The following is a 17,522-nucleotide window of genomic DNA, read 5'->3' as shown; positions in this document are numbered from 1 at the left end:
CAATTGCGAAATATTGCTATTCGCGAAGTACTTACATTCTTTACAATTTCCCGCGCAGTCTTCGTCGCATTCCCACAGCATCGCCCTTGTGCATTGGCAATGGGAATCAATACCATTGCTGCCCCTCGGCCTGCGGTGAATTTCCATGCTCCTACACATTCCCGGATTGTTCGCGCGCGACGAAGTGCTGCGCATCCGCCAGGCTCTGGAGCAGGCCGACTGGGCCGATGGTCGAATCACCGCTGGCCACCAGTCGGCGAAGGCCAAGCACAACCTGCAACTGCCCGAGGGCCATCCGCTGGCCGTGGAAATAGGCGCCGCGCTGCTCGAACGTCTGTGGGCCAATCCGTTGTTCATGTCGGCGGCGTTGCCGAACAAGGTCTTTCCACCGCTGCTCAACTGCTACACGGCAGGCGGCAGTTTCGACTTCCACATCGATAACGCCGTGCGCCAGGCCAAGGGCGGCGTGGAACGCGTGCGCACCGACCTGTCCTCGACGCTGTTCTTCAGCGATCCGCAGGATTACGACGGCGGTGAACTGGTGATCCAGGACACCTTCGGCACCCGCGAGGTCAAGCTGCCCGCAGGGGATCTGCTGCTGTATCCGGCCACCAGCCTGCACAAGGTGCGCGCCGTCAGCCGCGGCGCCCGCTTCGCGTCTTTCTTCTGGACGCAAAGCCTGGTCCGCGAGGACAGCCAACGTGCGCTGCTGTTCGAGATGGACGGCGCGATCCAGCAATTGACTCGTGATGTCCCCGATCATCCGTCACTGATCCAACTCACCGGCACTTATCACAACCTGCTGCGGCGTTGGGTGGACGTATGAGCGCCGACTGGCGCCTGCGTCGCCTGGAAGTCCTGGACAACGAACAGCTGCAGGCGATGCTCACCGCTGAACCGCGCAAGGCTGCGCAGGCGCTGTTGATCGCCGCAGGGCAGGGCGTTGTCGACGCCCAGGCGCTGCTCGGGCAGATCCTGCTCGATGGCCGCGGTATCGAACGCGATACAGCGCTCGCGGTGAAGTGGTTTGCCATCGCGGCCCATCAAGGCCACCCCATGGCGCACAACATGCTCGGGCGCTGCCATGAGCACGGTTGGGGCTGCGAGGCCAACGTCGAGCGTGCCGCCGGGCACTATCTGCAGGCGGCGCAGGCAGGGCTCGACTGGGGCCTGTACAACCTGGCCAACCTGCTCGGCACCGGACGTGGCGTTGAGCTCGACCATGCGCGGGCCTTCGCGTGCTACCTGCAGGCGGCGACCATGGGTCATGCCAAGTCCATGAATCTGGTCGGTCGCTATCTGGAACAGGGACTGGTGGTGGGTGCTGACCTGCCCAAGCCAAAGGTCTGGTACATGCGCTCGGCGCAGGCAGGTGATTTCCGCGGGCAGTTCAGCCACGCCGCCTTACTGGCGGAGGAGGGAGATGTCGACACGGCGCTGATCTGGCTGCATCGAGCTCTTGAAGGCGGGAACAGCAATTTTCTACGCAGTAGTCTGGCGGTGCTGGAGCAGGCCAGGCAGCCGGCCATCAGGGCGATGGCAACGCTCTATGCGCAGCGCCTGCAGGCGCTGGAACAGTAGACCTGCAGACAGCCGATGGCTGCCCGCAGGTTTGCGGTGCATCAGATGTAGAACGACTTCAGGGGCGGGAAGCCGTTGAATTCCACCGCGCTGTAGCTGGTGGTGTAGGCACCGGTGGACAGCCAGTACAGGCGGTCACCGATGGCCAGGTTCAACGGCAGGCCGTACTTGTAGTGCTCGTACATGATGTCGGCGCTGTCGCAGGTCGGCCCGGCGATCACCACTTCTTCCATCTCGCCTTTCTTCTCGGTCCAGATCGGGAACTTGATGGACTCGTCCATGGTTTCGATCAGGCCGCTGAACTTGCCCACGTCGGTGTACACCCAACGTTCGACCGCGGTGCGCGACTTGCGGGCTACCAGTACCACTTCACTGACCAGGATGCCGGCGTTGGCGATCAACGAACGGCCGGGCTCGAGGATGATTTCCGGCAGATCGTCACCGAAGTCTTCCTTGAGGAAGCGGATGATTTCCTCGGCATAGGTTTCCAGGCTGTTGGTACGGGTGATGTAGTTGGCTGGGAAGCCACCGCCCATGTTGATCAGCTTGAGGACGATGCCGTCTTCTTCCTTGAGGCGTTCGAAGATCACCTTGACCTTGGCGATCGCCGCATCCCACACGCTGATGTCGCGCTGCTGCGAGCCCACGTGGAAGGAGATGCCGTAGGGCACCAGACCCAGGTCGCGCGCCAGGATCAGCAGATCCATGGCCATGTCGGTCTGGCAGCCGAATTTGCGCGACAGAGGCCAGTCGGCCGTGGTCGAGCCTTCGGTGAGGATCCGCACGTAGACTTTCGAACCCGGTGCGGCCTTGGCGATGTTGCGCAGGTCGGCTTCGGAGTCGGTGGCGTACAGGCGTACACCCTTGTCGTAGAAGTAGCGGATGTCCTTGGACTTCTTGATGGTGTTGCCGTAGCTGATCCGCTCCGGGCCCACACCCTGGTTCATGACCTTGTCCAGCTCGTAGATCGAAGCGATGTCGAAGTTCGAGCCTTTGTCGCGCAGCAGGTCGATGATTTCCACGGCCGGGTTGGCCTTGACTGCGTAATACACCTTGGCGAATTCGAAACCGGCGCGCAGGTCATCGTAGGCCTTGCTGATCATGGCGGTATCGATGAGTACGAAGGGGGTTTCTTGCTTGTCGGCGAAGGCCTTCATCTTGTTGAAGGTATCGCGTGCGAAGTAGTCTTCGACGTTGATCGACATGCTAGGGACTCCTGGTGGCAAACGTCGTGAATATAAATGGGCTCAAATGACCATCCTCCGTATCCCCACTTTGGTTCGCCTACTTCCCAAGGCATGTCGGGCGAAAGCAAAAAGGCCACGGAAAGCTGCTTTCCGATGGCCTGTTGTCTCGTCGTCAGTACTTGAGCCGGATGGATCGTTTCCAGCATGGACGGTCGGCGCGAACTGTAGGGCGTGGACGGCTTGAGAGCAACTAAAAATGTCGCCTTTTCGTACGTGGCCGATGGGGCCGGTAGCGGAACCCTTCGACGGTTCCCTTTTAACCGACCCACATGACCGCATGATGTTCCCGCCCCGGCGCCCCGCCGGTCATTCCTTCACGTTCATGAACTCCTTGGCCCAGCCGACGTAGCTCTCCGGGTGGGTGTAGGTGTGGGTGAGTTCGGTGGCGCTCAGGTCGGTGCTCTTGCTGAACTGCTGACGCTGTTCGCGCAGCGAATCGTAGGTGGCCTTGATGGCCGCGAAATAGGCACCGTGGCCAGCCACCACAACCCGCACACCCAATGCCGCCAGGCGTTCGTCGTCGTGCAGCGCCGGATTGCCGTAGGTCACCAGCATCAGCGGCACGCTGAGGTTTTCGGCAATCTGCTCCAGGTGCTCGAAGTCCTTCACGCCGACCATGCAGATGCCGTCGGCACCAGCGGCCTGGTAGGCCTGGGTCCGGCTGATGACTTCCTGGGTGGAGAGCACACCGGCATGGGTACGGGCGATGATGGTCAGCTCGGGGTCGACCCGGGCCTCCAGCGCCGCGCGGATCTTGCCAACGCCCTCGGCCACCGAGATGAGATCGGTGGAACGGCGACCGAACTGCGCCGGCAGCAGGGTATCTTCGATGGTCAGCGCACCGATGCCGGCACGTTCCAGCTCCACCACCGTACGCATGACGTTCAACGCATTGCCATAGCCGTGATCGGCGTCGGCAATCACCGGTAATTGCGCGACACGACCGATGCGTGTGGCCTGTTCGGCGAACTCTGAGAGCGTGATCAGAGCGAAGTCGGGGGCAGCAAGCACTTGCAGCGAGGCCACTGAGCCGCCGAGGATGCCAACCTCGAAGCCCAGGTCGGCAGCGATGCGGGCGGACATGGGGTCGAACACCGAAGCGGTGTGATAACACTGTTTTGAAGCAAGCAGCTCACGGAACTGGCGACGCAGGGCCGTGTGAGAAACTTTGGGCATGATCGCTCCTGATTCTGGCGAAACCCCATTGCCTCATGCGGAGGGTTTCTGGAACTTTATCGATTCTTCATGGGTTTTTAGTGACTGGCGCCAGTTTATCACCGCCCGGTCGTTGTTGTATTCGTTGACGCCATTGTGCCGTGCCAGTTTCACCTGCGTCGGCAACTGGCGACGAGGCACGCAAAATGGCAGAGTGTCCGGCCATGCCTGCCTGCCAACGGAATCCCCATGGCCACCCCTACAACAACAAGCAACCCTGCCAGCGTGCCCGGCGCGGCACAGACCAGCCCATTGGTCATGCGCATCCTCGGCGCCTGTGCGCTCGCACACCTGGTCAACGACCTGATCCAGGCCGTGCTGCCGTCGATCTACCCCATGCTCAAGGCCAGTTACGGCCTGACCTTCACCCAGGTCGGCCTGATCACCTTGACCTTCCAGGTCACCGCTTCGCTGCTGCAGCCCTGGATCGGTTTCTACACCGATCGCCATCCCAAGCCGCTGCTGTTGCCAGCTGGCATGGTCTGCACGTTGATCGGCATCATGCTGCTGTCCACTGTCGGCAGCTTCCCGATGATCCTCCTGGCGTCGGCCCTGATCGGCATCGGCTCCTCCACCTTTCACCCGGAAACCTCGCGGGTCGCGCGCCTGGCTTCGGGGGGACGCTTCGGTCTGGCGCAGTCCACCTTCCAGGTAGGCGGCAACACCGGATCGGCCTTCGGGCCGCTGCTGGCGGCCGCCATCGTCATTCCGTACGGCCAGGGACACGTGGCCTGGTTCGGTCTGATTGCAGTGTTCGCCGTGGCATTGCTGTACGCAATCAGCCGCTGGTACCGCGGCCACCTCAACCAGTTCAAGGCCCGAGCCGGCCAGCGCGCCACCCATGGCCTGTCCAAGGGGCGGGTCAAGGCGGCGCTGGTGGTGCTGGCGCTGCTGGTGTTCTCCAAGTATTTCTACATGGCCAGCTTCACCAGTTACTTCACCTTCTACCTCATCGAAAAGTTCGACCTCTCGGTGGCCAGTTCGCAACTGCACCTGTTCCTGTTCCTCGGCGCAGTGGCGGCCGGCACGTTTTTCGGCGGCCCCATCGGCGACAAGATCGGCCGCAAGGCGGTGATCTGGTTCTCCATCCTGGGGTCGGCGCCGTTCACCCTGATGCTGCCCTACGTCGACCTGTTCTGGACCAGCGTGCTGAGCGTGGTCATCGGCTTCATCCTGGCCTCCGCCTTCTCCGCCATCGTGGTGTATGCGCAGGAACTGGTGCCAGGCAACGTGGGCATGATCGCGGGCGTGTTCTTCGGCCTGATGTTCGGCTTCGGTGGCATCGGCGCAGCGCTGCTGGGCCATCTGGCAGACATACACGGCATCGAGTACGTGTACTGGCTATGCTCGTTCCTGCCGCTGTTCGGCATCCTGACGATCCTGCTGCCGAGGACCAGCAAGGTCTAGCGGATGCGAAGTTCGGTCGATCGCCGCTGCCCACACCGGGCAGCGACGTGCCGAGCTGACGCGATCGGGTACGTCGATCGGAGCATGCGACCAGATGATCGCCGGACATGCTCGTTCCAGAGGATTGATCTTGGTCAGCAACACTACGAGAGCGTTCGTGCGCGTGCCTGGGCTTCGGCTCGAAGATTGGGCCACGGCCGAAGCCTGAACGCAAAAAGCCCCGCATCGCAAGGCGACAGCGGGGCTTTCAGGGGACGCGCGAAGCGGTGTTGCAGGCCGACTCAGACGTTGAAACGGAAGTGCATCACGTCACCGTCCTTGACGATGTACTCTTTGCCTTCCAAACGCCACTTGCCGGCTTCCTTGGTACCGGCTTCGCCGTTGTACTGGATGAAGTCGTTGTAGGCGATGACTTCGGCGCGGATGAAGCCTTTCTCGAAGTCGGTGTGGATCACGCCGGCGGCCTGGGGCGCGGTAGCGCCGATCTTCACGGTCCAGGCGCGGACTTCCTCGACGCCTGCGGTGAAGTAGGTCTGCAGGTTGAGCAGGTCGTAGCCGGCGCGGATCACGCGGTTCAGGCCGGGCTCTTCCAGGCCCAAGGCCTCGAGGAACATGTCCTTCTCTTCGCCATCGTCGAGCTCGGCGATTTCGGCTTCGATCTTGTTGCACACCGGCACCACGATGGCGCCTTCTTCTTCGGCAATGGCGCGTACTACGTCCAGCAACGGGTTGTCCTCAAAGCCGTCTTCGGCGACGTTGGCGATGTACATCACCGGCTTGGTCGTCAGCAGGTGGAAGCCACGGATCACGGCCTTCTCGTCGGCGCCCATGTTCTTCATCAGGCTGCGGGCCGGTTTGCCCAGGGTGAAGTGGGCAATCAGCTGCTCCAGCAGACCCTTTTGCACCACGGCGTCCTTGTCACCGCCTTTGGCGTTGCGCGCGACCTTCTGCAGTTGCTTCTCGCAGCTGTCGAGGTCGGCGAAGATCAGTTCCAGGTCGATGATCTCGATGTCGCGCTTGGGGTCGACGCTGTTGGAAACGTGGATCACGTTTTCATCTTCGAAGCAGCGCACCACGTGGGCGATGGCGTCGGTCTCACGGATGTTGGCGAGGAACTTGTTGCCCAGGCCTTCACCTTTCGAGGCGCCGGCCACGAGGCCTGCGATGTCGACGAACTCCATGGTGGTCGGCAGTACGCGCTTGGGATTGACGATGGCAGCCAGGGCTTCCAGGCGCGCATCGGGCATCGGCACGATGCCGCTGTTGGGCTCGATGGTGCAGAACGGGAAGTTCTCGGCCGCAATCCCGGATTTGGTCAAGGCGTTGAACAGAGTGGACTTGCCGACGTTGGGCAGGCCGACGATGCCGCAGTTGAATCCCATGGTGAATCCCTCTTCGAAGAGTCAGGCCTTTTGGCTGTGCAGGTTTTTCATCGCGCGATTCCACTCGCCGGCGAAGATATCCGGCAGCACACCGAGGGCGAAATCGATACTGGCGTCCAGCTTTTCCTGTTCGGCGCGCGGGGCGCGGCCAAGAACGAAATTGGACACCAACTTGCTGTCACCCGGGTGGCCGATGCCAAGCCGCAGACGGTGAAAGCCATTGTCATTGCCGAGCTGCGCGATGATGTCGCGCAGGCCGTTGTGCCCACCGTGCCCGCCGCCCAGTTTGAGCTTGGCGACGCCGGGGGGCAGGTCGAGTTCGTCGTGGGCCACCAGGATCGCTTGCGGCGGTATGCGAAAGAAATTCGCCATCGCCGCGACGGATTGACCGCTGCGGTTCATGTAGGTGGTGGGAATCAACAGACGAACGTCATGGCCCTGATGGCTCAAACGCGCCGTCAGGCCGAAATACTTGCGATCGGCTACCAGGTTCACACGGTGGGCCTGGGCGATGCGCTCAACGAAAAGAGCCCCTGCGTTATGCCGGGTCTGTTCGTATTCGGGGCCGGGGTTACCCAGGCCAACGATCAGTTGTATGGCGGTCACGTCAGGGACTCTTCCTTTTCGAGTCGTGGACGACACCCGAAGGTGTCATCCAGAGCTCGGCGTGCGAGTGAAATTACTCGGCAGCGCCTTCTTCGGTTTCTTCGTCGGCAACGATACGCGGAGCGTGGACGTTGGCGATTGCCAGGTCGGTACCATGAGCCAGTGCCACGAACTCGACGCCTTGCGGAGCCTTCAGGTCGGACAGGTGGATGATGGTGCCGATTTCAGCGTCAGCCATGTCGACTTCGATGAACTCAGGCAGGTCTTTCGGCAGGCAGGTCACTTCCAGCTCGGTCTCGGTGTGCGAGATCTCGCCGCCTTTCTTGACAGCCGGTTCCTGGTTCATGAAGTGCAGAGGCACGATGGCGGTCAGTTTCTGGCCGGCGATCACGCGTACGAAGTCAGCGTGCAGGACGTGACCCTTGGCTGGGTGACGCTGCAGTGCCTTGATCAGGACGTTCTGCTTGGTGCCGCCGATGTTCAGTTCGATCACGTGGCTGAAGGCAGCCTCGTTTTCGAGCAGCTTGGTGACTTCCTTGGCCAGCATGCTGATGGACTCAGGGGCTTTGTCGCCACCGTAGACAACAGCTGGAACCAGGCTGGCGAGACGACGCAGGCGGCGGCTCGCACCTTTCCCCAGGTCGGAACGCGCTTCGGCATTCAAAGTAAAATCGTTCATGTGTTTCTCCAAAATAACCACGTTCGCCCAGCGTTTGCGACCAGCGCCAAGGCGATACGGGCAAAAAAGCCCCGGCCCGACAAGAGTGTCGGGCCGGGGCGCTTTTCGTCAGAGCGGTGCTTGCGAAGGGCAGGGCCCTCAGCGGAACATCGCGCTGATCGATTCTTCGTTGCTGATGCGACGCATCGCCTCGGCAACAACCGGAGCGATATCCAGTTGACGGATACGCCCACAGGCTTGTGCGGCTGCGGACAGCGGGATGGTGTTGGTCACCACCAGCTCGTCCAGCACGGATTTCTCGATGTTCTCGATCGCACGGCCCGACAGAACCGGGTGGGTGCAATAGGCGAACACCTTGGCCGCGCCATGTTCTTTCAAGGCCTTGGCCGCATGGCACAGGGTGCCGGCGGTATCGACCATGTCGTCGACCAGAATACAGGTGCGACCTTCGACATCACCGATGATGTGCATCACTTCGGAGTGATTGGCCTTTTCACGGCGCTTGTCGATGATGCCCAGATCGACGCCGAGGGACTTGGCCACGGCGCGTGCACGCACGACGCCACCAATGTCGGGGGAAACGATCATGAGATTCTCGAAGCGCTGGTCTTCGATATCGTCCACCAGAACCGGGGAGCCGTAGATGTTATCTACCGGGATATCGAAGAAGCCCTGAATCTGGTCCGCGTGAAGGTCGACGGTGAGTACACGGTCGATGCCCACGACGGTCAGCATGTCGGCGACGACCTTTGCGCTGATTGCCACACGGGCAGAGCGCGGACGGCGGTCTTGCCGAGCGTAACCGAAGTAGGGGATCACGGCGGTGATTCGCGAAGCCGAGGAGCGGCGGAAGGCATCAGCCATCAGCACCAGTTCCATCAGGTTATCGTTGGTCGGCGCACATGTAGGCTGGATAATGAAGACGTCTTTACCGCGAACGTTTTCATTGATCTCGGTGCTGATTTCACCATCGGAAAACTTGCTGACGGAGACATCACCGAGAGGGATATGCAGCTGACGCACAACGCGTCGAGCCAGATCGGGGTTTGAATTCCCCGCAAAGACCATCATCTTGGACACGCGCAGTACCTGCCGGCTGAGGGTATACCTGGATGAGTATAGGAAAATGGCAGGGGCGGCTGGATTCGAACCAACGCATGGCAGGATCAAAACCTGCTGCCTTACCGCTTGGCGACGCCCCTGTAGCTTGAAACCTCCGAGTGCCCAGCACTCGTTTCCTGTTACAGACTTTGCAGCTTGCGATGCAACATCGAAACGTTGCTTCCCTTGGCTACGAACCCTGAAAGGGTGTCTGCAAGAAGGTGCGAAACTCTATCAGCTTCCGCTTTGCTTGGGAAGGCCCCAAACACACAACTTCCAGTGCCTGTTAGCCGAGCTTCAGTGAATTTGTTGAGCAAATTCAGTGCGTTACGTACATCTGGGTAACGGCGCTCTACTACTGGCTGGCAGTCATTACGACTGTTTCCCTCAAGAACGGGGCGCACTTTAATGGGCGCCGAGTCACGTGTCAACAACGGATCGGAAAAAATTTCCGCTGTACTAACAGAGACTTGCGGTACCAGCACGAGAAACCAGGGCTCGGGCAGTTCGACCGGGGTGAGTTTCTCGCCCACACCCTCGGCGAAGGCCGCGTGGCCACGGACGAATACCGGCACATCGGCGCCCAGGGCGAGACCCAGCTGGGCAAGCTGATCTTCGCTGCAGCCGGTCTGCCACAGGTGGTTCAGGGCCAGAAGCGTAGTGGCGGCATCCGAGCTGCCGCCACCGATACCGCCGCCCATGGGCAGCACCTTGCGCAGCCAGATGTCCGCACCCAGGGTTGTGCCGGTGAGCGTCTGCAACTGGCGCGCAGCCTTGACGATGAGGTTGCTGTCGTGAGGCACGTCGGCTATTTCGGTGTGCAGATGCACGACGCCGTCGCTGCGCAGAGAGAAGTCCAGTTCGTCGCCGTGGTCCAGGAACTGGAACAGGGTCTGCAGCTCGTGATAGCCGTCCGGGCGACGTCCCAGAATGTGCAGCATCAGGTTGAGCTTGGCAGGGGCGGGCAGGGTCAGTACGGGATTCATGGAAAGACTTTCGCTCACGTCACTGCCCTAACCGGCGCGGCTGCCAATCCTTGACCACCAGGGTCACGTCCAGATCCTGGCCATGCAACTTGATGCGCTCGGGCAGCCAGTAGCCGTTCTGTTCGGCGTAGCTCAGGTACTCGACCGTCCAGCCGTCCTGCGCCAGGCCCGCCAGGCGGCTGTTGCCGTCCAGGGTCAGCTGGCTCTTGCTGTCGGGAGCCGGCAGGCCGCGGACCCACCAGGACAGGTGCGACACCGGCAGCTTCCAGCCCAGTTGCTGTTCCAGCAATTCTTCGGGAGTGGCCGCCTGATAGCGGCCCTGATTGGCCACTTCCAGGCTGACATCGCCCGGACGTCCGGTCAGACGCGCTGCGCCGCGGCCCAATGGGCCAGACAGGCGGATGTCGTAATAGTCCTGGCGCTGCAGCCAGTACAGCGTGCCGGAACCGGAGTCCTTGGGCGCGCGGATGCCGATCTTGCCGTTGATTTCCCAGCCGTCGAGCTGGGTCAGCTGTTGCTTGTGCGCCTGCCACTGCTGGGGGTTGCCCTGGCCTTGCAGCGCTTCGTGGGAGCCCATGCCGGCGCAGCCGGTGAGTACGGCGATGAACGTGGCAACCAGCAGGTGACGCAGGTAGGAGGTAGGACGAACAGACATGGATTAAAGATTCTCTGAACCGGTCAGGCGCAGGATGGTGCTGCGCAGGATAGGGCTGTCGGGTTGTTCTTGCAGGGCTTTGCCCCAGATGCGGCGGGCCTCGCGCTGTTTGCCGTTGGCCCACAGCACCTCGCCCAGGTGGGCTGCCACCTCATGATCGGGAAAGCGTTCGAGCGCGCTGCGCAGATAGCCTTCGGCAGCGTCGAGGTTGCCCAGCCGATAGTTGACCCAGCCCAGGCTGTCGAGCACGGCCGGATCTTCCGGGTTGATCTGATGCGCCCGCTCGATCAGTGCGCGGGCTTCTTCGAAGCGGGTGGTGCGGTCGGAGAGCGTGTAGCCCAGGGCATTGAGCGCCATGGCATTGTCCGGCTCACGTGCCAGAATGGCCCGCAAGTCCTTCTCCATCTGCACCAGGTCGTTGCGCTTTTCGGCCAGCATCGAGCGGGTGTACAGCAGATTCGGATCGTCGGGGTTCTTCTTCAAAGCGTTCTGTAGCACCAGCCAGGCGGACTGATCCTTGTCGTTGTTCGACAGGGTTTCGGCTTCGATCAGGTACAGCTGGATGGCGTAGTCGGGCTGGGCATCACGCGCTGCGGCCAGGCGCCGTGAAGCTTCGTCGGCGCGGCCGTTGGCAATGAGGATGTCGGCCTGGCGCAGCTGCGCGGGCAGGTAGTCGGTGCCCACGCCGACCTGTGCATACTCCTCGAGCGCGGCCTGCGGATCGCCGCGCTCTTCGGCGATGCGGCCCAGGTTCAGGTGCGCGGAATCGACGTGACTGCCACGTTCCACCAGCTGTTGCAGGTAGTTGTAGGCTTCGTCCCACGCCTTACCTTCCAGACAGACCAGCGCCAGCGAGTAACGCAGTTCGTCATCGTCGGGGTATTGCTGGACGAGAATGGCGAACTGCACCTTGGCATCGTCCATGCGGTTCTGCTCGACCAGCATGCGGGCATAGGTGAGGCGCAGGCGCTTGTCGTCGGGGATCTTCTTGAGGTTCTTCTCCAGCAGCGGCATCGCTTCGCTGCCACGATCGAGCGCGGCCAGCAGGCGGGCGCGGAGCAGGATCGGGGCGATTTCGCCTTCCTGCGGCGGGTTGTCTTCCAACAGGGTCAGGGCGCCCTCGGTATTGCCGTCCTGTTGCATCAGCAAGGCCTTGCCGAAGATCAGCTGGCCGTTGCCAGGATATTTGCCCAGCAGGCGTTCGAAGCTCTGCAGCAGGCCACGCCGGGTGCTTTCGTCGGTGTCGGCGGCCGACAGCGCGAGAAAGTCGAAATGGGTATCGCCCTGGCCCTGCAGGACTTTTTCCATATACACCAGCGACTCGTCGTACTTGCCATTGCGTGCCAGTTGAATGGCGGCAGCGCGCTGGGCGTCCAGGTCGGTGGGTGCATTCCTGGCCCACAGCAAGGCAGTTTCCAGCGCAGGTTGATCGGCGCCCAGGTACTCGGCGATGCGGAAGGCGCGCTCGGAAATGCCCGGGTCCTGGGTCTTGCGGGCCTGGGTTACGTAATTGCCCAAGGCAAGATCGAAACGGTCGCGCTGGCCGGCCAGTTCCGCGCTGAGCAGGCTGAACACGGTTTCCTCGCTGAACGAGCCGTAGACCTTGGGCGTCTCGTCCGGCGTGGGTGCCGGCTGCGCCACGGGGACCGGAGTCGCTTGCTCTCTGGCTGGCCAGGACTGGCAGCCCTGCAGCAAGGCGAAGGCGAGGAGCAACGTGGAGGTTCTATTCATAGAGGGGATTTTGGCGGCTTACCTGCGGTCGGATCATCATGACACAAGCCACAGGTCAAACCCATAACTCGAGGTTGCCTATTAGGACAATAGATAGCGGTGGTTGTTCTGGACCGGACGAAGTAGGACAATTACCGGCTCCTCGACATCATCAGCGACCTTGAATGGCCTTTCTCGCCCTCGGTATCAACCACAAGACTGCTTCGGTAGACGTGCGTGAGCGCGTGGCGTTTACCCCGGAGCAGCTGGTAGAGGCCCTGCAGCAGCTTTGCCGACTGACCGACAGCCGTGAGGCTGCGATCCTCTCGACCTGCAATCGCAGCGAACTGTACATCGAACAGGATCACCTGGCCGCCGATGCCGTGCTGCGCTGGCTGGCCGAATACCACCGTTTGAGCGTCGACGAGCTGCGCGCGAGCGCCTATGTGCATGAAGAGGATGCGGCTGTTCGTCACATGATGCGGGTCGCTTCCGGGCTCGATTCACTGGTGCTGGGCGAACCGCAGATTCTGGGGCAGATGAAATCCGCCTACGCCGTGGCCCGCGAGGCCGGCACCATCGGGCCGCTGCTGGGGCGCCTGTTCCAGGCCACGTTCAGCGCTGCCAAGCAGGTGCGCACCGACACCGCCATCGGCGAAAACCCGGTGTCGGTGGCCTTCGCCGCCGTGAGCCTGGCCAAGCAGATCTTCAGCGATCTGGCCCGCAGCCAGGCGTTGCTCATCGGCGCGGGCGAAACCATTACTCTGGTCGCACGCCATCTGCACGAGCAGGGTGTAAAGCGCATCGTGGTGGCCAACCGCACGCTGGAACGTGCCAGCACCCTGGCCGCGCAGTTCGGCGCCCATGCGGTGCTGCTGTCCGACATTCCGCAGGAGCTGGTGAACAGCGACATCGTCATCAGTTCGACCGCCAGCCAGCTGCCGATTCTGGGCAAGGGTGCGGTCGAAAGTGCGCTCAAGCTGCGCCGACACAAACCGATCTTCATGGTCGATATTGCCGTGCCACGTGATATCGAGCCCGAGGTCGGCGAGCTGGATGACGTCTACCTTTATACGGTCGACGACCTGCACGAAGTGGTTGCCGAGAACCTGAAAACCCGCCAGGGTGCCGCTCAGGCGGCCGAAGAACTGGTGAGCGTGGGCGCCGACGACTTCATGCTGCGCCTGCGCGAGCTGGCGGCCGTGGATGTGCTCAAGGCCTATCGCCAGCAGGGCGAACGCCTGCGCGACGAAGAATTGCAGAAAGCCATGCGCCTGCTGGCCAACGGCGGCAATGCCGAAGAGGTGCTCGCGCAACTGGCGCGGGGCCTGACCAACAAGTTGCTGCACGCCCCCAGCGTGCACATGAAAAAGCTCTCCGCCGAAGGCCGCGTCGATGCGCTGGCCATGGCTCAGGAACTCTTTGCCCTCAATGAGGGCTCAACGGATAAACCGCCGCAATGAAAGCGTCACTGCTCAACAAGCTGGACACGATCCAGGATCGATTCGAGGAACTGACCGCCTTGCTGGGCGACGCTGAAGTCATTTCCGAGCAAACCCGTTTCCGCGCCTATTCAAGGGAATATGCCGAACTTGAACCGGTGGTGCTGGGCTACCAGCAGTGGTCCAAGGTGATGGCGGACCTCGAAGGCGCGCAGGCGCTGCTCAAGGACAGCGACCCGGACATGCGTGAAATGGCCGCCGAGGAAGTGCGCGAGGCCCGCGAGCAGTTGGTGCAACTGGAAAGCGCCTTGCAGCGCATGCTGCTGCCCAAGGACCCCAACGACGGCCGCAATGTCTTCCTCGAAATCCGCGCCGGTACCGGTGGCGATGAAGCGGCGATCTTTTCCGGCGATCTGTTCCGCATGTATTCGCGCTATGCGGAACGTCGCGGTTGGCGTCTGGAGATTCTCTCCGAAAACGAAGGCGAGCATGGCGGCTACAAGGAGGTCATTGCCCGGGTCGAAGGCGAGAGCGTCTACGGCAAGCTGAAGTTCGAGTCCGGGGCACACCGCGTCCAGCGCGTGCCGGAAACCGAATCCCAGGGTCGCATCCATACCTCGGCCTGCACGGTCGCCGTGCTGCCCGAGCCGGACGAGCAGGTCGCCATCGAAATCAATCCGGCCGACCTGCGCGTGGACACCTACCGTTCCTCCGGCGCCGGCGGCCAGCACGTCAACAAGACCGACTCGGCCATCCGCATCACCCACTTGCCGACCGGCATCGTGGTGGAGTGTCAGGAAGAACGTTCGCAGCACAAGAACCGCGCCCGTGCCATGAGCTGGCTGTCGGCCAAGCTCAATGACATGCAGAGCAGTGCCGCGGCCAATGCCATCGCCAGCGAACGCAAGCTGCTGGTGGGGTCGGGCGATCGTTCCGAGCGCATCCGCACCTACAATTTCCCGCAGGGCCGGGTAACCGATCATCGCGTCAACCTGACCCTGTATTGCTTGGATGAAGTTCTGGCCGGCGGAGTCGATGCAGTGATAGAGCCGCTTCTGGCTGAATACCAGGCCGATCAGTTGGCCGCGTTGGGTGAATAGAACATGACCATCATTGCCAGCCTGTTGCGCGCCGCCGAACTGCCGGAATCACCGACCGCGCGCCTGGATATCGAACTGTTGCTGGCCGCCGCGCTGGGCAAGTCGCGCAGCTACCTGCACACCTGGCCCGAGCGTATCGTGCCGAGCGAAGCCGCCCATGCGTTCGCTGATTTCATGCGCCGTCGCCAGGCGGGCGAGCCGGTTGCCTACATCCTCGGCCAACAGGGTTTCTGGAAACTCGACCTGGAAGTGGCTGCGCACACGCTGATCCCGCGTCCCGAAACCGAGCTGCTGGTGGAAGCTGCGCTGCAGTTGCTGCCGCCTCGTTCGGCGCGGGTGCTCGACCTGGGCACCGGTACCGGGGCAATCGCCCTGGCCCTGGCGTCCGAATGCGGTGCCTGGCAGGTCACTGCCGTCGACCGTGTCGCCGACGCCGTGGCGTTGGCCGAGCGCAACCGGGTGCGTCTGAACCTGGGCAATGCTCGGGTACTGGAGAGCCACTGGTTCAGCGCCCTGCAAGGCGAGCGTTTCGATCTGATCGTCAGCAACCCACCGTACATCGCCAGCGCCGACCCGCATCTGAGTGCCGGTGACGTGCGCTTCGAGCCCGCCAGCGCGCTGGTGGCCGGAGAGGATGGCCTCGACGATCTGCGGCTGATCATCAGTCAGGCACCGGGACACCTGCAGCCGGGCGGCTGGCTGTTGCTGGAGCATGGCTACGACCAGGCGCCGGTGGTGCGTGAGCTGCTGGCGCAGCATGATTTCGAGCAGATCGAGAGTCGCGTCGATCTCGGCGGCCATGAACGCATCACGCTCGGACGGTTGCTGTGCTGACCGACCAGGAGCTGCTGCGCTACAGCCGGCAGGTGCTGTTGGCGCAAATCGATATCGAGGGCCAGTTGAGGCTCAAGAACAGTCGTGCGCTGATCGTCGGTCTGGGCGGGTTGGGTTCGCCGGTGGCGATGTACCTGGCCGCTGCAGGCGTCGGTGAGCTGCACCTGGCGGACTTCGATACGGTCGATGTGACCAACCTGCAACGTCAGGTCCTGCACGACAGCGCCTCGGTCGGCGTGAGCAAGGTCGATTCGGCCATCGCCCGGTTGAGTGCGATCAATCCCGAGATCGATCTGATCGCGCATCGCAACGCACTGGATGAAGATTCACTGAGTGCCGCCGTGGCCGGGCTCGACCTGGTGCTCGACTGCTCCGACAACTTTGCCACGCGCCAGGCGGTGAACGCTGCCTGCTTCGCGGCCGGCAAGCCGCTGGTCAGTGGCGCCGCGATCCGCCTGGAAGGGCAGTTGTCGGTGTTCGATCCGCGGCGTCCGGAAAGCCCCTGCTACCACTGTCTGTACGGTGAAGGCAGTGACGCCGAGCTGACCTGCAGTGAAGCTGGCGTCGTCGGCCCATTGGTGGGCCTGGTCGGCAGCCTGCAGGCGCTGGAAGCCTTGAAGCTGCTGGCACAGTTTGGCGATGTACTGGTCGGTCGGCTGCTGTTGATCGATGCCTTGGGCACGCATTTCCGCGAAATGCGGGTCAAGCGCGACCTCAAATGCCCGGTCTGCAGCGCACGGCATGTCTGAAGCACCGGTCGGCGTGTTCGATTCCGGTGTCGGCGGCTTGTCGGTGCTGGGTGAAATCGAGCGACTGTTGCCCGATGAGTCGTTGCTGTACGTCGCCGATACCGGCCACATGCCCTATGGCGAGAAATCTCCGGAATTCATTCGCGAGCGTTGTGTCCAGGTCGCGCAATTTTTCCGCGAACAAGACGCGAAGGCCTTGGTGCTGGCCTGCAACACGGCCACGGTCGCTGCCGTGGCCGATCTGCGCCAACGCTATCCCGACTGGCCGATCGTGGGCATGGAGCCGGCGGTCAAGCCTGCGGCTGCGGCCACTCGCAGCGGTATCGTCGGTGTGCTGGCGACCACCGGTACCCTGCGCAGCGCCAAATTCGTGGCACTGCTCGATCGCTTTGCCAACGAAGTTCAGGTCATCACCCAGCCTTGCCCTGGGTTGGTAGAGCTGATCGAAACCGGCGATCTGCACAGCCCAGAACTGCGCCTGCTGCTGCAAGGCTATGTGCAGCCGCTGCTCGCAGCGGGTTGCGATACGCTCATTCTGGGCTGCACCCATTACCCCTTCCTGAAGCCGTTGCTGGCCACCCTGGTCCCGGCTGACGTGGTGCTGGTCGACACCGGGGCCGCGGTGGCTCGTCAACTGCAACGGTTATTGAGCAGCGGGGCACTTCTGGCCAAGGGTCCGGCACGACCTGCACAGTTCTGGACGAGCGGGTCCGTAGATATTTTCCGAAATGTCCTACCGAAGCTGTGGAATTTTTCTGACAATGTGCAAAGATTCACGTTGTAAAAAAAATGTGAAAAAATCGATGTGTAACGCTGAACTTACGTTCC

At 62.2% G+C, this 17,522-nt stretch carries 17 protein-coding genes, 1 tRNA gene and 1 pseudogene; 9 read left to right on the top strand and 10 right to left on the bottom strand.

The window, feature by feature from the left end:
* The first annotated feature begins 145 nt into the window (after window positions 1-145).
* Together BLV18_RS17035 and BLV18_RS17030 are read left to right on the top strand one after the other, a co-directional pair.
* The gene (locus BLV18_RS17035; protein WP_049861177.1) at window positions 146-826 is read left to right on the top strand and encodes a Fe2+-dependent dioxygenase; all 681 of its coding nucleotides are present in this window, start codon (window positions 146-148) and stop codon (window positions 824-826) included.
* Window positions 823-1,581 (top strand): tetratricopeptide repeat protein, encoded by a 759-nt coding sequence (locus BLV18_RS17030; RefSeq protein WP_090360284.1) that lies wholly within the window; start codon window positions 823-825, stop codon window positions 1,579-1,581. Before BLV18_RS17035 ends, BLV18_RS17030 begins: the two co-directional genes overlap by 4 nt.
* 41 nt (window positions 1,582-1,622) lie before the next feature.
* Here the strand turns inward: BLV18_RS17030 and BLV18_RS17025 are convergent, their stop codons facing one another.
* Together BLV18_RS17025 and BLV18_RS17020 are read right to left on the bottom strand one after the other, a co-directional pair.
* Window positions 1,623-2,786 (bottom strand): type III PLP-dependent enzyme, encoded by a 1,164-nt coding sequence (locus BLV18_RS17025; RefSeq protein WP_049861179.1) that lies wholly within the window; start codon window positions 2,784-2,786, stop codon window positions 1,623-1,625.
* Between the two features lie 348 nt (window positions 2,787-3,134).
* Window positions 3,135-4,004, bottom strand: coding sequence for an isocitrate lyase/PEP mutase family protein (locus BLV18_RS17020; protein ID WP_043192893.1), 870 nt, complete (start codon window positions 4,002-4,004; stop codon window positions 3,135-3,137).
* A 228-nt stretch (window positions 4,005-4,232) separates the two neighbouring features.
* On the opposite strand from BLV18_RS17020, the gene BLV18_RS17015 reads away from it, so the two are divergent.
* Both BLV18_RS17015 and BLV18_RS22545 read left to right on the top strand, forming a co-directional pair.
* Window positions 4,233-5,450: an MFS transporter gene (locus BLV18_RS17015; protein ID WP_049861181.1), complete on the top strand. Its 1,218-nt coding sequence runs from the start codon at window positions 4,233-4,235 to the stop codon at window positions 5,448-5,450.
* Window positions 5,451-5,472: 22 nt separating this feature from the next.
* Window positions 5,473-5,658 (top strand): annotated as a pseudogene (locus BLV18_RS22545) (PIN domain-containing protein); the annotation flags it as partial.
* A 73-nt stretch (window positions 5,659-5,731) separates the two neighbouring features.
* On the opposite strand, the gene ychF reads toward BLV18_RS22545, so the two are convergent.
* The 8 genes from ychF to BLV18_RS16970 form a co-directional block, all read right to left on the bottom strand.
* Window positions 5,732-6,832 (bottom strand): redox-regulated ATPase YchF, encoded by a 1,101-nt coding sequence (gene ychF, locus BLV18_RS17005; RefSeq protein WP_049861182.1) that lies wholly within the window; start codon window positions 6,830-6,832, stop codon window positions 5,732-5,734.
* Between the two features lie 21 nt (window positions 6,833-6,853).
* Entirely contained in the window at window positions 6,854-7,438 is a 585-nt protein-coding gene (pth, locus tag BLV18_RS17000) for an aminoacyl-tRNA hydrolase (RefSeq protein ID WP_090360278.1), read from the bottom strand.
* Window positions 7,439-7,511: 73 nt separating this feature from the next.
* Window positions 7,512-8,117 (bottom strand): 50S ribosomal protein L25/general stress protein Ctc, encoded by a 606-nt coding sequence (locus tag BLV18_RS16995; RefSeq protein ID WP_049861183.1) that lies wholly within the window; start codon window positions 8,115-8,117, stop codon window positions 7,512-7,514.
* A gap of 138 nt (window positions 8,118-8,255) precedes the next feature.
* The gene (locus BLV18_RS16990; protein ID WP_043192909.1) at window positions 8,256-9,197 is read right to left on the bottom strand and encodes a ribose-phosphate pyrophosphokinase; all 942 of its coding nucleotides are present in this window, start codon (window positions 9,195-9,197) and stop codon (window positions 8,256-8,258) included.
* Window positions 9,198-9,244: 47 nt separating this feature from the next.
* A tRNA-Gln gene (locus BLV18_RS16985) sits at window positions 9,245-9,319 on the bottom strand.
* 39 nt (window positions 9,320-9,358) lie between these two features.
* The gene (gene ispE / locus BLV18_RS16980) at window positions 9,359-10,204 is read right to left on the bottom strand and encodes a 4-(cytidine 5'-diphospho)-2-C-methyl-D-erythritol kinase (RefSeq protein ID WP_090362373.1); all 846 of its coding nucleotides are present in this window, start codon (window positions 10,202-10,204) and stop codon (window positions 9,359-9,361) included.
* Window positions 10,205-10,223: 19 nt separating this feature from the next.
* Window positions 10,224-10,859 (bottom strand): lipoprotein insertase outer membrane protein LolB, encoded by a 636-nt coding sequence (gene lolB, locus BLV18_RS16975; RefSeq protein WP_090360276.1) that lies wholly within the window; start codon window positions 10,857-10,859, stop codon window positions 10,224-10,226.
* A 3-nt stretch (window positions 10,860-10,862) separates the two neighbouring features.
* A complete protein-coding gene (locus BLV18_RS16970; protein WP_090360273.1) occupies window positions 10,863-12,590 on the bottom strand; it encodes a tetratricopeptide repeat protein in 1,728 nt (575 codons plus the stop codon).
* Window positions 12,591-12,754: 164 nt separating this feature from the next.
* Between BLV18_RS16970 and hemA the strand changes: the two genes are divergently transcribed.
* Genes hemA through murI form a run of 5 tightly spaced genes read left to right on the top strand, consistent with a single transcriptional unit; the run spans window position 12,755 to window position 17,478 of the window.
* Complete coding sequence (hemA, locus tag BLV18_RS16965) at window positions 12,755-14,032, top strand: glutamyl-tRNA reductase (protein ID WP_049861186.1); 1,278 nt, start codon at window positions 12,755-12,757, stop codon at window positions 14,030-14,032.
* The gene (gene prfA, locus BLV18_RS16960; RefSeq protein ID WP_049861187.1) at window positions 14,029-15,111 is read left to right on the top strand and encodes a peptide chain release factor 1; all 1,083 of its coding nucleotides are present in this window, start codon (window positions 14,029-14,031) and stop codon (window positions 15,109-15,111) included. Before hemA ends, prfA begins: the two co-directional genes overlap by 4 nt.
* Before the next feature lie 3 nt (window positions 15,112-15,114).
* Entirely contained in the window at window positions 15,115-15,945 is an 831-nt protein-coding gene (gene prmC, locus BLV18_RS16955; protein ID WP_090360271.1) for a peptide chain release factor N(5)-glutamine methyltransferase, read from the top strand.
* The gene (locus tag BLV18_RS16950) at window positions 15,939-16,694 is read left to right on the top strand and encodes a molybdopterin-synthase adenylyltransferase MoeB (protein WP_090360268.1); all 756 of its coding nucleotides are present in this window, start codon (window positions 15,939-15,941) and stop codon (window positions 16,692-16,694) included. The genes prmC and BLV18_RS16950 overlap by 7 nt, the downstream gene beginning before the upstream one ends.
* On the top strand, window positions 16,687-17,478 hold the full coding sequence (gene murI / locus BLV18_RS16945) for a glutamate racemase (protein ID WP_090360266.1): 792 nt from the start codon (window positions 16,687-16,689) through the stop codon (window positions 17,476-17,478). The genes BLV18_RS16950 and murI overlap by 8 nt, the downstream gene beginning before the upstream one ends.
* Window positions 17,479-17,522 lie beyond the last annotated feature (44 nt).

The sequence above is a fragment of the Pseudomonas coleopterorum genome (assembly GCF_900105555.1).
Taxonomy (GTDB): Bacteria; Pseudomonadota; Gammaproteobacteria; order Pseudomonadales; family Pseudomonadaceae; genus Aquipseudomonas; species Aquipseudomonas coleopterorum.
Note: the sequence above shows the minus strand (reverse complement) of the source record. Positions and strands in the feature narration are given on the sequence as shown.